Source organism: Streptomyces sp. S.PNR 29, from assembly GCF_030386795.1.
Taxonomy (GTDB): domain Bacteria; phylum Actinomycetota; class Actinomycetes; order Streptomycetales; family Streptomycetaceae; genus Streptomyces.
In genome coordinates this window covers 142,122-155,815 of record NZ_JANUQM010000021.1, presented here as the reverse complement: position 1 = coordinate 155,815, position 13,694 = coordinate 142,122, and the positions used below count along the sequence as shown (strand labels likewise).

The window sequence follows — 13,694 nt, the reverse complement described above, 5'->3', positions numbered from 1 at the left end:
TTGAGTTCTCAAGGAACGGTCGCTTCCTTTGTACTCACCCTCTCGGGCTTTCCTCCGGGCGCTTCCCTTCGGTGTTTCCGACTCTATCAGATCTTTTCTCGATCCGATTTCCTCGGCGCCTTCCGGAGTTCACGCTCTCGCGCTTTCCCTTTCCGGCGGTTCCCACTTTATCAGAGGTGTCAGGCCGTTCTTACCGGCCATCCATTTCCGATTCATCGGGAGGCTTCTTCGGAATCGACGTTCCGTGAAGCCGACAGACACTCACTGTCACCCTGCGGGTTGACCCCATCTACAGGCAACTGTGTGAATCTACCTCCCCACAGGCTCCGTGTCAACGGCTCTTGTGGGGCGAAGAGGAGACTAGCAGCTTCGTAGGCGTGCACGCACATCAGGCCGCCGTCGGCACGGTGGCGCTGCGCTCGGCGGCCAGGACGTCACCTGTGTCTCCGGCGCGGGCCGCGCGGCCGCCCAGGACATAGACGTACACGAGGAAGACCGACTCGGCGACGACTCCGATGCCTATGCGGGCCCAGGTGGGCAGCCCCGACGGGGTGACGAAGCCTTCGATGGCGCCGGAGACGAAGAGGACCAGGGCGAGGCCGATCGCCATGCCGATGGCGGCTCGGCCCTCCTCGGCGAGCGCTGTGCGTCGGCTGCGCGGGCCCGGGTCTATGAGGGTCCAGCCAAGGCGCAGGCCGGTGCCGGCGGCCACGAACACGGCGGTCAGTTCCAGTAGACCGTGTGGGAGGACGAGGCCGAGAAAGGTGTCGAGCCGGCCGGCCGAAGACATCAGTCCGAAGCCCACGCCGAGGTTGAGCATGTTCTGGAAGAGGATCCATATGACCGGCAGGCCCAGGAAGACGCCCAGGATCAGGCACAGTGCCGCGGCCCAGGCGTTGTTCGTCCACACCTGGGCGGCGAAGGAAGCCGCGGGATGGCTTGAGTAGTACGTCTCGTACTGGCCGCCGGGGCGGGTGAGCTCGCGGAGTTCGCTGGGGGCCGCTATGGAGGCCTGTACTTCGGGGTGGGTGCCGATCCACCAGCCGAGAAGAGCCGCTACGACGGTGGACAGGAGTGCGGTGGGCACCCACCAGTGGCGTGACCTGTAGACAGCGGCGGGGAAACCCTCAACGAGGAAGCGGGTGACATCGCCCCACGAAGCGCGTCGGGTGCCCGTCACGGCGCTACGCGCGCGTGCCACCAGTTGGCTGAGACGTCCGGTCAGCTGTGGGTCGGGGGCGCTGGACTGGATCAGGGAGAGGTGGGTGGCGGTGCGCTGGTAGAGGGCGACGAGCTCGTCGCTTTCGGCGCCGGTCAGGCGGCGCTGGCGCCGGAGCAGTGCGTCCAGGCGGTCCCACTCCGCACGGTGGGCGGAGACGAAGACGTCGAGGTCCATCGGTTGCCTGCTCCTCGGCTGTCTCGGGGGCTCGGTGTGGATCAGCTTGTCGTACCGCAGCGCGATGCGTCCTCAGCTTGGCAGACTGGCCGTGTTCAGGGCAGGTCAGGGGAAGGGCGGCAGGCGTGAGTGAGCTGGTGACGGGCGAGGCGGTGGCGCTTGAACTGCGTCCCGCGAGGCTGCCCAGCAGGGCGCTGTCCGTGCTGCTGGATCTTGTGGTGGTCGTGGCGGCCTATGTCGCCGTGTCCATCGCTCTGGTGGCGTCCACGGCTTCCCTGGACGATGCCGCGCAGACCGCGCTGTCGATCGCGACGTTCGTACTTCTGCTGGTGGGCGGGCCCATCGCGGTCGAGACGCTCAGCCACGGGCGCTCGCTCGGGAAGATGGCCTGCGGGCTGCGGGTGGTGCGGGACGACGGAGGGCCGATCCGGTTCCGGCATGCGTTGGTGCGGGGTTTGATCGGAGTGATCGAGATCCTGATGACGTTCGGGGTCGTGGCCTGTATCGCCTCGCTCGTGTCGGCACGTGGGCGGCGGATCGGGGATGTGTTCGCGGGGACTCTGGTCGTCCGGGAGCGGGTGCCTGTCGCGCGGGCAGGCTTCGTGCCTCCGCCTCCGCCGTGGCTGGCCGGGCGGTTCTCCGGGCTGGATCTGTCGGCGGTTCCGGATGATCTCTGGCTGGCCGTTCGTCAGTACCTGACGCGGATGCGGCAGCTGGACCCGCAGGTCGGCTGGGCCATGGCGGAGCGGCTCGCCGGCGATCTCGCGGCTCGTACGGGCGCTCCGGCGCCGCAGGGTGTTCCGCCGGCGGCGTATCTGGCGGCGGTGATGCAGGAACGACAGGCCCGGGAGGCCCGGCGGGCTTTCGGGAACGACGCGGCTGCGGGCGGGGCACCGGGCGGTGCCGGGGCGGTGGCTGCCACGCCGAGCGCGTACGAGCCGTCTGCCGCACAGGCCTCGGCGGTCTCTCCCTCGGCCGCCGCGCACGTCGGCGGGGCGGCTTCGGATGGGGGGCGGCCCGAGGCCCCGGCCGCGGAGGCCCGGCCCGCGGTGCCGCGGGATTCGCCGTCGGAGGGTCGTCCCGCCACCGGTTTCGTGCCGCCTGCGTAGTCCTCAGGACCGGCGCCGCGTACAAGATCAGCGGTCTGTCCGGCCGCGGCCAGGGCGGCTCGGCTCACGGAAACACGGACGGCGGGGTTTCGAGGTCCTCCAGTTCGATGCCGGGTGCTGCGAGCACCACGTCGCCGGCGATGTGGACGGTGTGCTGCTCGCCCGTGTCCAAGGCTGTGACCTGGTATTCGTCCACGGTCAGGGGGGCGTTGTCAGTGGCGTGTGCTTCTCTGTTCACCAGTGCCCAGGACTGGTCCACGGTGCGCGGGGCGAGGACCGGGTCCGTGAAGGCGACGAGGCGTACGCGAGTCGGAGAGCCGGAGGGGGTGAGGCGCAGGAGACGAGTGGTGGCGACGAGGAATGCCGGGGATGCGCCGGTGAAGGCATGGGCGCGCACGTTGCCCTCCGTGGCGTGAGCCCCGGTGGGGTCGGTGCGGACCCAGGTGACGCCGTCGAGGGCGGCGCCGCGGACCTGCCAGTCGGCGGCGTGGAGTTCCAGGCGGATGGGGCGGCCGAGTTCGTCGAGGGTGAGGTCGACGGAGCCGTGGTGCTCGCCGGACGGGGTGGTGAGCTGGGAGACATAGCGCCAGCCGGAGGGGCCGACGGCGCAGTGGAAGTGCTCTTCTGCGAGGGGGGTGTGATCGTGCGGATCGTGGAGCGAATAACGGCCGCGGGGCATGGGGGTCCTGGGTCGTGACGGGCTGGTCCGGCCGCTGGTCGGGCCAACGGGGCAGGCCCCCGGCACGGGGGTGCGGGGGCCTGCCTCGGAGGATCTGCTGCTGAGGAGCGCGTCAGTGCACGGACGCGCTCACCACAGTGTGGCTCAGTAGCGGTAGTGGTCCGGCTTGTACGGGCCCTCGACCTTCACGCCGATGTACTCGGCCTGCTCGGGGCGGAGCGTGGTCAGCTTCACGCCGAGCGCGTCGAGGTGGAGCCGGGCGACCTTCTCGTCGAGGTGCTTGGGCAGCACGTAGACGCCGGTCGGGTACTCGTCGGGCTTGGTGAACAGCTCGATCTGGGCCAGGGTCTGGTCCGCGAAGGAGTTGGACATCACGAACGACGGGTGACCGGTGGCGTTGCCCAGGTTCAGCAGACGGCCCTCGGACAGGACGATGATCACCTTGCCGTCGGGGAAGGTCCAGGTGTGGACCTGCGGCTTGACCTCGTCCTTGACGATGCCGGGGATCTTGGCGAGGCCAGCCATGTCGATCTCGTTGTCGAAGTGGCCGATGTTGCCCACGATCGCCTGGTGCTTCATCTTGGCCATGTCCGAGGCCATGATGATGTCCTTGTTGCCGGTCGTGGTGATGAAGATGTCGGCCTTGTCGATGACCTCGTCGAGGGTCGTGACCTGGTAGCCGTCCATCGCGGCCTGCAGGGCGCAGATCGGGTCGATCTCGGTGACGATCACGCGGGCGCCCTGTCCGCGCAGGGACTCCGCGCAGCCCTTGCCCACGTCGCCGTAGCCGCAGACGACCGCGGTCTTGCCGCCGATGAGGACGTCGGTGGCGCGGTTGATGCCGTCGATCAGGGAGTGGCGGCAGCCGTACTTGTTGTCGAACTTCGACTTGGTGACGGCGTCGTTGACGTTGATCGCCGGGAACAGGAGGGTGCCTTCGCGCTGCATCTCGTACAGGCGGTGGACACCGGTGGTGGTCTCCTCGGTGACGCCGCGGATCTCCGAGGACAGCTGGGTCCACTTCTGGGGGTTCTCGCCCAGGGTGCGGGTCAGCAGTTCGAGGATGACGCGGTGTTCCTCGGACTCGGCGGTGTCGGGCGAGGGGACCTTGCCGTCCTTCTCGTACTCGACGCCCTTGTGGACGAGGAGGGTGGCGTCACCGCCGTCGTCGAGGATCATGTTCGGGCCGCCGGTGGGGCTGTCAGGCCAGGTCAGGGCCTGCTCGGTGCACCACCAGTACTCCTCCAGGGTCTCGCCCTTCCAGGCGAAGACCGGGATGCCCTGCGGGTTCTCGGGCGTGCCGTTCGGGCCGACGGCGATGGCGGCAGCGGCGTGGTCCTGGGTGGAGAAGATGTTGCAGGAGGCCCAGCGGACCTGCGCGCCCAGGGCGGCGAGGGTCTCGATGAGCACGGCGGTCTGCACGGTCATGTGCAGGGAGCCGGTGATGCGGGCGCCGGCGAGGGGCTGGGCCTCGGCGTACTCCTTGCGGATCGCCATCAGGCCCGGCATCTCGTGCTCGGCGAGGGTGATCTCCTTGCGGCCGAATTCGGCCAGGGAGAGGTCGGCGACCTTGAAGTCCTGTCGCGGGTCGACAGTCGTCATTACGAGCTGCTCCTCGGGGTTTGGTCGAGGGTGGGTACGGCTGACCTGCGCGGCGGCGGACACAGGGGTGCCCGAAGAGGGCACAGGCATGCCCGCGTGCGCGCAGCGCAGTCCGTCGGAGGCCCTCTCTCCCTCGGTCGGTCCGCGTCGGGACCGCCCGACCGCCATCAGCAGCGACGTCTGGCTCCGTCCCAAGCTACACCGATGGCCCCTGCCGTCCCCAGCCCGCCTCCGGAACACATCCGGCCGATCACGAAACGTGAGGTGCTGCACAGGGAGTTCGTATACGGCCGTTACGCTCTGCCGCCGCCAGAAGGTGCACGTGGACAGGGCGGGTCATGGGTACGGTGCGGAAACTGGCGGTCACGGCATGGGTGTTGGGGCCGTTGGGACTGGTGCTGGTGATCGGGGCCGTCTGGTGGCTGCGGTCGGGGTTCCAGGGGGCGACGGTGCCGAGCGAGAGCATGTCGCCCACGTACGCCGTCGGGGACCGGGTGATTTTCGAGGGAGTCGGCGGTGGCGAGATCCGGCGAGGTGATGTGGTGCTCTACACGGCGCCGGAGCGCTTCCGGTTCGGCTCCGGGGTCATGCAGCGCGTCGCGGTTCTTCGCGAGCGACCACGACGGGACGGTGCCGGTCGGCGTCGTGCGGGGCCGGCTGACGGATGACTGGACGCTGCCGGTGCTGCTCGCGGTGCTGGCGCTGTTCGGGCTGGTCGTCGCTCTCGCCGGTCTGGTTTCGCGATCGCCGCGTTCGTCGTACGGCGGCAGAGGAGGGCGATGCCCGCGCCGCCCTGGCCCGTGCAGGTGTGACGGAAGGCGGCGGGGCCCGCCGGAGAAGGCTCGGCGGGCCCCGTAGGAGTGGAGGAGGTCAGTGTCCGGCGGGGTGCGGTGCCGGGCCGCCGGGGCTCGCCTCACGGTCCGGGCCCTTGGCGGCCTCGGCCTCGCTGTAGATGTCCGGCTCCAGGTAGATCACGCGGGCGATCGGGACGGCCTCGCGGATGCGGGCCTCGGCGGCGTTGATGGCGGAGGCGACCTCGGTGGCCGTGTCGTCGTGCTGGACGGCGATCTTGGCGGCGACCAGCAGTTCCTCGGGGCCGAGGTGGAGCGTGCGCATGTGGATGATGCGGGTGACCGTGTGGCCGTCGACGATCGCGGCCTCGATCTTCTGGACCTCCTCGACTCCCGCGGCCTCGCCGAGCAGCAGGGACTTGGTCTCGACGGCGAGGACCAGCGCGATGAGGATGAGCAGCGCGCCGATGCAGAGAGTTCCGATGCCGTCCCAGACGGCGTCGCCGGTGAGCAGGGCGAGGCCGACGCCGCCGAGGGCGAGGACCAGGCCGACGAGCGCGCCGAGGTCCTCCAGGAGGACGACCGGCAGCTCGGGGGCCTTGGCGCGGCGGACGAAGTCCTTCCAGGAGAGCTTGCCGCGCAGGGCGTTGGACTCCTTGATCGCCGTACGGAAGGAGAATCCCTCGGCGATGATCGCGAAGACGAGGACGCCCACCGGCCAGTACCAGTGACTCAGTTCGTGCGGGTGCTTGATCTTCTCGTAGCCCTCGTAGAGGGCGAACATGCCGCCGACCGAGAAGAGCACGATGGAGACGAGGAAGGCGTAGATGTAGCGCTCGCGGCCGTAGCCGAAGGGGTGCTGGGGGGTGGCTTCGCGCTGGGCGCGCTTGCCGCCGATCAGCAGCAGGAACTGGTTGCCGGAGTCGGCGAGCGAGTGCACGCCCTCGGCGAGCATCGACGAAGAGCCGCTGAACGCGAACGCCACGAACTTCGATGCCGCGATCGCTAGGTTGGCGCCGAGTGCCGCCACGATCGCCTTGGTGCCGCCTGACGCGCTCATGTGTCCGCGTGTTCCCTTCGCCTTCGTACGTACGCCGTCCCGGGGGCTTGGCCTGTGGGTGGCTTTGCCCGTCCTTTGCCGGTGGGCCATTGTTGCAGCCCGGTCCGACAGTGGCGTGCCCGGTCGCCCGCAGGCCCGGATCAGGCGGCCACGGTGGCCCGGAAGACCGTGCCGGTCCCGGACACTTCGGCCTTTTCGCCCGCCGGTACGAAGACGGACTGCCCCGGGGACAGCTGGTGCTCGCCCGCCCGGACGGAGCCCGCCGTGCACAGCAGGATCTGCGGGGTGGCGAGCGTGAGGTCGTGGGCGGCGGAGCTCTCGGGCAGGACGTACCGGGACAGGCGGAACTCGTCGATGGGGGTCTCGTAGATCTCCTCGCCCTCCGGGGACGCCTCCGGGCGCAGGACGCCGGGGTCGGTGGGCTCGAAGCGGACGATGCGCAGGAGCTCGGGGACGTCGACGTGCTTGGGGGTCAGGCCGCAGCGCAGGACGTTGTCGGAGTTGGCCATGATCTCGACGCCGAGGCCGTTCAGGTACGCGTGCGGGATACCGGCGCCGAGGAAGAGGGCCTCGCCGGGCTGCAGGCGGACGTGGTTGAGGAGTATGGCGGCGAGGACGCCGGGGTCGCCCGGGTAGTGGTGGGCGATGTCGGCGTAGGGGGCGTAGGCGCCGCCGAGGCGGGTGCAGGCGGCCGCGACCGCGGTGACCGTGCGGGTCATCTCCTCGGGGTCGGCGGTGAGGATCGCGGTCAGGACCTCGCGCAGGGCCGCGTCCTCGGGGTGGGCGTGCAGCAGGTCGACGTACGGCTTGAGGGAGTCGACGCCGAGGCCGTCGAGCAGGTCGGCGGCCTGGAGGGGGTCGCGGAAGCCGCACAGGCCGTCGAACGCGGTGAGGGCGCAGATCAGTTCGGGCTTGTGGTTGGCGTCCTTGTAGTTGCGGTGCGGGGCGTCCACGGGGATGCCGCGGTGCTCCTCGTCCTCGTAACCCTGCTCCGCCTGCTCCAGGTTGGGGTGCACCTGGAGGGAGAGCGGGGCGCCGGCGGCGAGGATCTTGAGGAGGAAGGGCAGGCGGGGGCCGAACTTGGCGACCGACGCCGGGCCGAGTTCCTTCTCGGGGTCCGCGTCGATGACCTCGACGAGCGTTCCCCGGCCGGTGCGCGAAGGTGCGCCGGGGTGGGCTCCCATCCACATCTCGGCCTGGGGTTCGCCGGTCGGCTCGACGCCGAGCAGGTCGGGGATGGCGGTGGGGGAACCCCAGGCGTAGGGGCGGATGGTGTTGTCGAGGCGGTCCATGGTGGTTCTCTCTGCGTACGACGCGGGCTTGCTCCGCGTACGAGGGTCAGGGCGTCCTGGGCAAGATCAGGCCCTTGAGGCGAGCGCGAGGTAAACGGCGGCGAAATCCGTCATGGCGATCAGTTCCGCGAGGGTCTCCACTTCGCCGCCGGGCTCCGGCTCCAGCTCGCTGATCGGCGTGTCGTGGCTGAGGGCCAGGTCGCGGGCGGCGGGGGCGGCGGTGAGGTCGCCGATCGGGCGGTCGCGGAGCAGCACCACGCGCGCGTGCAGGGCGGGTGGTTCCTCTACGCGGTCGCGGAAGAAGTCATCGGGGTCGGCGCCGGCGGCGAGCGGGCCGGCGAGCAGGGCGCTGTGTGCGGCGAGCGCTTCGGGGAGTTCCGCGACGACCGCGGGGATACCGGAGAGCTCGGCGAGGGCGGCGGCGAAACGGCGGCCTGCCGGGCCGGCCGAGGTGCCCTCCGTCCAGACCACCGGCAGTGCGTCGGCGAGTTCGGCGGCGAGGGTCTTGGCGGGGTTGCTGTACGTCGCGATGGCGGGGCCGCAGACTTCGGCGATCCGGTCGAGGCGGTCGGCGACCTTCTCGAGGGCGTCGGGCGGGGCGGTGAGCAGGCCGGTGCGGTCCAGGAGCGCGAGGAACGGCGTGAGCAGTGCCCACAGGACTCCGGGGGCGGATGCCGCGAGGGGTTCGTCCTGGTCGTAGGGGGCGATGGCCATCGGGACGAACAGGCCGTGGGCGCCGTTGACCGCGTTGGCGATCGGGGAGCGGGCGGGGGCCACTGCGACGACGGTGCAGCCGCGGCGGTAGGCCTGCTCGGCGAGCAGGGACAGGCCCGGCTCGCTGCCGTCGGGGGTGGCGATCAGCAGCAGGTCGACGGAGCCGACCCAGCCGGGCAGTTCCCAGCGCAGGGCGCCCGCGGCGGGGGCGACGCCGGTGGGGGCCAGGCGGGTGACGGGGCTGCCGGCGCCGGCGAGCGTGCCGAGGAGGTCGGCGGCGTGGGTGGCGGCGGCGCCGGGGCCGGCGATGAGGACGGCGCGGGGGCGGCCGTCGGGTTTGAGGTCGTTGATGCCGGCCTCGGCGGAGTGCCGGGCGGCGGTGCGGACGCGGGCGCCGGCCTCGGCGGCGCCGCGGAGGAGGCCGCGGTGGTCGGCCTCGGCCAGGCCCTCCGGGGAGTCGAGCAGCGATTCGTCGAGCATGGGCGGCAGCCTCCGGTCGCCGGGGCGTGTTGCGTGGTCGTGGGTCGCCTGGTGTGTGTGCGGGGCGCCACGTCGTCGTTGCGTGGGCCGGCGGGACGTCTGTGCGTGCGTGGCTCGCCGCGTGGTCGGTGCGCGGGTCGCCGCATCGATCGTCGTGGTGTGCGTCGCCGGGCGGGGCTACGGCGTCGGTTACGCGGGGCGGCGGGCCTCGTCGACGAGCAGGACGGGGATGCCGTCTCGGACGGGGTACGCCAGGCCGCAGTCCTGGCCGGTGCAGATCAGCTCGGTGTCCTGCTCCTTGAGGGGGGCATGGCAGGCCGGGCAGGCGAGGATCTCCAGGAGGCCGGCTTCGAGCGGCATTGGGGGGTCCCTTCGGGGTGGGGCGTGTGCGTTCGTGTGCGGATGTGCCTGGTCAGGGTACCGCCGGTGGGGGTGGTGTGCGGGGGGTTGGGCGGGGCCGGTTGGTGGCTGTGCGGGGTTGGGGTGCCGTGGAGGGGGTGGCCCCCGCCGCCCTTACCCGTTCCCGTCCCCAGGGGCTCCGCCCCTTCGACACCGCCGGGGGCTGCGCCCCCGGGCCCTCGCGAGGTGCAGCCCCGCGGCCCGACCCCGCAAAGCCGCGCCCAGCGTCTCGCTGTCGGTCGCGCGGGGTGTTCGGGCGCTGGTGGTGAGGTCCTTCAGCGGGGCGTGGAGGGGTCAGGCTCGGATGATGGCCAGGGCCTCGTCCCTGATCTTGGTCATCGTCGCCTCGTCGCGCGCTTCCGCGTTCAGGCGCAGGAGCGGCTCCGTGTTGGACGGGCGGACGTTGAACCACCAGTCGGCGGCGGTGACGGTCAGGCCGTCGAGTTCGTCCAGGTCGATGCCCTCGCGGCCCTCGTACGCGGAGCGGATCGCGGCGAGGCGGGCGGCCTGGTCGGCGACGGTGGAGTTGATCTCGCCGGAGCCGGCGTAGCGGTCGTACTGGGCGACGAGGGCGGACAGCGGGTGTTCCTGGCCGCCGAGGGCCGCCAGGACGTGGAGCGCGGCCAGCATGCCCGTGTCGGCGTTCCAGAAGTCGCGGAAGTAGTAGTGCGCGGAGTGCTCGCCGCCGAAGATCGCGCCGGTTCTGGCCATCTCGGCCTTGATGAAGGAGTGGCCCACGCGCGTGCGTACCGGTGTGCCGCCGTTCTCCCTCACCACCTCGGGGACCGACCAGGAGGTGATCAGGTTGTGGATGACCGTGCCCTTGCCGCCGTGCTTGGCGAGTTCGCGGGAGGCCACCAGGGCGGTGATCGCCGACGGGGAGACGGGGTCGCCCTGCTCGTCGACGACGAAGCAGCGGTCGGCGTCGCCGTCGAAGGCCAGGCCGAGGTCGGCGCCCTCCTCGCGGACGCGCTTCTGCAGGTCGACGATGTTGGCCGGGTCGAGCGGGTTGGCCTCGTGGTTGGGGAACGTGCCGTCCAGTTCGAAGTACATCGGCACCACGGTCAGCGGCAGGCCGGCGAAGACCGTGGGGACGGTGTGCCCGCCCATGCCGTTGCCCGCGTCGACGACGACCTTCAGGGGGCGGATGGAGGTCAGGTCGACGAGGGAGCGGAGATGAGCCGCGTAGTCGTCCAAGGTGTCCCGCTGGGTGATCGACCCCGGGGTCGCCGTGGGCTCCGGGGCGCCCGATGCGGTCCACTGCTCGACGAGGGAGCGGATCTCGGCCAGGCCCGAGTCCTGGCCGACCGGGGCGGCTCCCGCGCGGCACAGCTTGATGCCGTTGTACTGGGCGGGGTTGTGCGAGGCCGTGAACATGGCGCCCGGCAGGCCCAGCGCGCCCGAGGCGTAGTAGAGCTGGTCGGTGGAGCACAGGCCGATCTCGGTCACGTCGACGCCCCGCGCCGCCGCGCCGCGCGCGAAGGCCCGCGACAGGCCGGGTGACGAGGGCCTCATGTCGTACCCGATCACGATGGCGCTCGCGTCGGTGACCTGGGCGAAGGCCGCTCCGAGGAGCTCGGCCAGCGGCTCGTCCCACTGATCCGGGACCACGCCGCGCACGTCGTACGCCTTGACGATCTGCGACAGATCAGCAGCCACGGCCAACCCTCCTGAAAGTACTGTCGGTCGCCCCAAACTACCCGCACCCGCTGACAGCGGGCCGCGCGGACCCGAGCGGACCCCCAGTCGTGCCCTCAGGTCAGGGCAGCATCCAGTCCAGCGCCGGCGAACTCTGACCGACCACGATCAGGCACATCACCAGCAGCAGGCCCACGCTCCAGGGCAGCACCTTGCGCAGCAGGTCCCCCTCGCGGCCCGCGAGGCCGACGGCCGCGCAGGCGATGGTGAGGTTCTGCGGGGAGATCATCTTGCCGAGGACACCGCCCGAACTGTTCGCCGCGGCGAGAAGCTCCGGTGACAGCCCCGACTCGCGGGCGGCGGTCACCTGAAGGGCTCCGAAGAGCGCGTTGGCGGAGGTGTCCGACCCGGTGACGGCGACGCCGAACCAGCCCAGCACCGGGGACAGGAAGGCGAGCCCCGCGCCGGCCGCCGCCACGAAGTGGCCGATGGTCGCCGCCTGCCCGGAGAGGTTCATGACGTAGGCGAGCGCCAGTACGGAGGTCACCGTCAGGATCGCGAACCTCAGCTCGTGCACGGTCGCGGCCCATTCCCTGACCGCCACGCGCGCGTGCACCCCGATCACGGCCGCCGTGCACACTCCGGCGAGCAGCACGAGCGTGCCGCCGGTGGACACGATGGGCCAGGTGAAGAGGTTGCCGCCGACCGGCTCCCCGTCCGGACCGGCCACGTCCAGGAAGGGCCAGTCGTACGTCCGGGTCGCTCCGGCCAGCCAGTCCTTGACGGCCGGGATCTGCGCGACGGAGAAGATCGCGACGATCAGTGCGTAGGGGGCGTAGGCGCGTACCACCTCACCGCGCGGGTCGGCATCGTCCAATTCCTCGCTCCGTACGCCGGTCAGCACGGCGGCGCGTACGGACTCGGCAGCGGGCACCCGCGCGTGCGGTACGGCGACCAGGGCGCCCGCACCGGCCAGGGCGGCTCCGATGTCGGCGAGTTGCGCGGAGACGTAGTTCGAGGCGGCGAACTGGGCGGCGGCGAAAGCGGCTCCGCACACCAGTGCGGGCACCCAGGTCTCGCGCAGTCCTCGCCGCCCGTCCACCAGCCCGACCAGCACCAGGGGCACGACGAGGGCGAGCAGCGGCGTCTGACGCCCCACGAAGGAGGCCACGGAGTCCAGGGGCAGCCCGGTCACCTGGGCGAGCGTCACGACCGGCGTGCCCATCGCCCCGAAGGCGACCGGCGCGGTGTTGGCGACCAGCGCGACGACGGCGGCGCGCACCGGCTCGAAGCCGAGCGCGACGAGCATGACCGAGCAGATCGCGACGGGGGCCCCGAACCCGGCGAGGGCCTCCAGCAGGGCCCCGAAGCAGAAGGCGACGACGAGCGCCTGGATGCGCGGGTCGTCGGACAGCCGCCCGAAGGACCGGCGCAGGATGTCGAAGTGCCGCGTGCGGACGGTCATGCGGTACACCCACAGGGCGTTGACGACGATCCACAGGATCGGGAAGAGACCGAAAACGGCTCCCTGGGCGGCGCTGGAGAGCGTCTGCTCCAAGGGCATGCGGTACGCGAGCCAGGCGACGAGAACGGCCGCCAGCAGGCCCGTGAGTCCCGCCAGATGCGCCTTGACCCGCACGCCGCCCAGCAGAACCAGGACGATCACGAGGGGCAGGGCCGCCACGAGGGCGGACAGGCCGAGCGAGCCGGCGACGGGTTCCAGTTCCTGGACGTACACGGGCGCCTCCCCGGATTCCGCCATGCGAAAGCGACTTCTCGCAGCCGTACCGGAATGGTCGTGTCCGCGCCAAGGAGCCGTCAATGGCCGTGCATCAGCGGGAGGAGAAGACGTGCATCAGCGGAAGGAGAAGAAATGATCCGTCAGTTGTCGGGCGAGCGCAGCACCCGCAGATGCCCGCGCCGCGCGACCTCCATCGGGTCGGCCGCACGCCCCCCGCCACCGGCTCCCGCGGCACGCTCCTGGGGCCGGGCCGCTTCACGCACCGCGTTGGCAAGCGCTTCCAGATCGTCACCGCTGGGCTGCGCGGGAGCCGAGCCGTCGAGGAGCCGGACGACCTCCCAGCCGCGCGGGGCGGTGAGGCGCTCGGAGTGCTCGGCGCACAGGTCGTAGCAGTGGGGTTCGGCGTAGGTGGCGAGCGGGCCGAGGACCGCGGTCGAGTCGGCATAGACGTACGTCAGCGTCGCGACGGCGGGACGGCCGCAGGCGGTGCGCGAACAGCGACGTACAGGGCTCACGATGTTGGACGGTACCGCACTCTTGAGCGGGCCGCGACGACTCTCCCTCAGGTCACTCCACCGTGTCGTGCTGTGAAACGCCCCACACACCTCTCCGGCCACGCTCTGCTGACCTGGGCGGACATCGCTTGCCGAGATACCGAACGATCCCCGATCCGGTCACGATCCAACACAAAGCCGTCATTTGCCTTGAGATCCACGCTCCTGGAGAGGTACGGAATCGAGCCCAACCTTGGCTGGAATGGTCATCTCACGACATGCCGTGCCGGTCGGCCCCA

At 71.0% G+C, this 13,694-nt stretch carries 12 protein-coding genes; 2 read left to right on the top strand and 10 right to left on the bottom strand.

All coding sequences use genetic code 11. The annotated features are described in order from the left end of the window. Positions 1-388: 388 nt before the first annotated feature. The gene (locus NW895_RS39230; RefSeq protein WP_289941879.1) at positions 389-1,396 is read right to left on the bottom strand and encodes a stage II sporulation protein M; all 1,008 of its coding nucleotides are present in this window, start codon (positions 1,394-1,396) and stop codon (positions 389-391) included. Positions 1,397-1,521: 125 nt separating this feature from the next. Between NW895_RS39230 and NW895_RS39225 the strand changes: the two genes are divergently transcribed. Further along, positions 1,522-2,505 carry an RDD family protein gene (locus tag NW895_RS39225; RefSeq protein WP_289941878.1) on the top strand — a complete coding sequence of 328 codons (984 nt, stop codon included), beginning with the start codon at positions 1,522-1,524 and terminating at the stop codon, positions 2,503-2,505. A gap of 64 nt (positions 2,506-2,569) precedes the next feature. Here NW895_RS39225 and NW895_RS39220 read toward each other — a convergent pair whose 3' ends face one another. Together NW895_RS39220 and ahcY are read right to left on the bottom strand one after the other, a co-directional pair. After that, positions 2,570-3,184 carry a hypothetical protein gene (locus NW895_RS39220; protein WP_289941877.1) on the bottom strand — a complete coding sequence of 205 codons (615 nt, stop codon included), beginning with the start codon at positions 3,182-3,184 and terminating at the stop codon, positions 2,570-2,572. 144 nt (positions 3,185-3,328) lie between these two features. Continuing rightward, positions 3,329-4,786, bottom strand: a complete 1,458-nt coding sequence (gene ahcY / locus NW895_RS39215; RefSeq protein WP_289941875.1) for an adenosylhomocysteinase — start codon at positions 4,784-4,786, stop codon at positions 3,329-3,331. 338 nt (positions 4,787-5,124) lie between these two features. On the opposite strand from ahcY, the gene NW895_RS39210 reads away from it, so the two are divergent. Continuing rightward, positions 5,125-5,454: a S26 family signal peptidase gene (locus NW895_RS39210; RefSeq protein WP_289941873.1), complete on the top strand. Its 330-nt coding sequence runs from the start codon at positions 5,125-5,127 to the stop codon at positions 5,452-5,454. 202 nt (positions 5,455-5,656) lie between these two features. Here NW895_RS39210 and NW895_RS39205 read toward each other — a convergent pair whose 3' ends face one another. From NW895_RS39205 to NW895_RS39175, 7 genes are all read right to left on the bottom strand, one after another. Then, positions 5,657-6,637, bottom strand: coding sequence for a cation diffusion facilitator family transporter (locus NW895_RS39205; RefSeq protein ID WP_289941872.1), 981 nt, complete (start codon positions 6,635-6,637; stop codon positions 5,657-5,659). A gap of 140 nt (positions 6,638-6,777) precedes the next feature. Further along, positions 6,778-7,929: a mannose-6-phosphate isomerase, class I gene (manA, locus tag NW895_RS39200; protein ID WP_289941871.1), complete on the bottom strand. Its 1,152-nt coding sequence runs from the start codon at positions 7,927-7,929 to the stop codon at positions 6,778-6,780. A gap of 66 nt (positions 7,930-7,995) precedes the next feature. Beyond that, positions 7,996-9,123, bottom strand: coding sequence for an SIS domain-containing protein (locus tag NW895_RS39195; protein WP_289941870.1), 1,128 nt, complete (start codon positions 9,121-9,123; stop codon positions 7,996-7,998). 189 nt (positions 9,124-9,312) lie between these two features. After that, positions 9,313-9,483 carry a Trm112 family protein gene (locus NW895_RS39190; RefSeq protein WP_007382472.1) on the bottom strand — a complete coding sequence of 57 codons (171 nt, stop codon included), beginning with the start codon at positions 9,481-9,483 and terminating at the stop codon, positions 9,313-9,315. A 333-nt stretch (positions 9,484-9,816) separates the two neighbouring features. Then, positions 9,817-11,181 carry a phosphomannomutase/phosphoglucomutase gene (locus NW895_RS39185; RefSeq protein WP_289941867.1) on the bottom strand — a complete coding sequence of 455 codons (1,365 nt, stop codon included), beginning with the start codon at positions 11,179-11,181 and terminating at the stop codon, positions 9,817-9,819. A gap of 100 nt (positions 11,182-11,281) precedes the next feature. Then, positions 11,282-12,898: an L-lactate permease gene (locus NW895_RS39180; protein WP_289941897.1), complete on the bottom strand. Its 1,617-nt coding sequence runs from the start codon at positions 12,896-12,898 to the stop codon at positions 11,282-11,284. Positions 12,899-13,041: 143 nt separating this feature from the next. Next, complete coding sequence (locus tag NW895_RS39175; RefSeq protein ID WP_289941896.1) at positions 13,042-13,467, bottom strand: DUF3499 domain-containing protein; 426 nt, start codon at positions 13,465-13,467, stop codon at positions 13,042-13,044. Between the last annotated feature and the right edge of the window lie 227 nt (positions 13,468-13,694).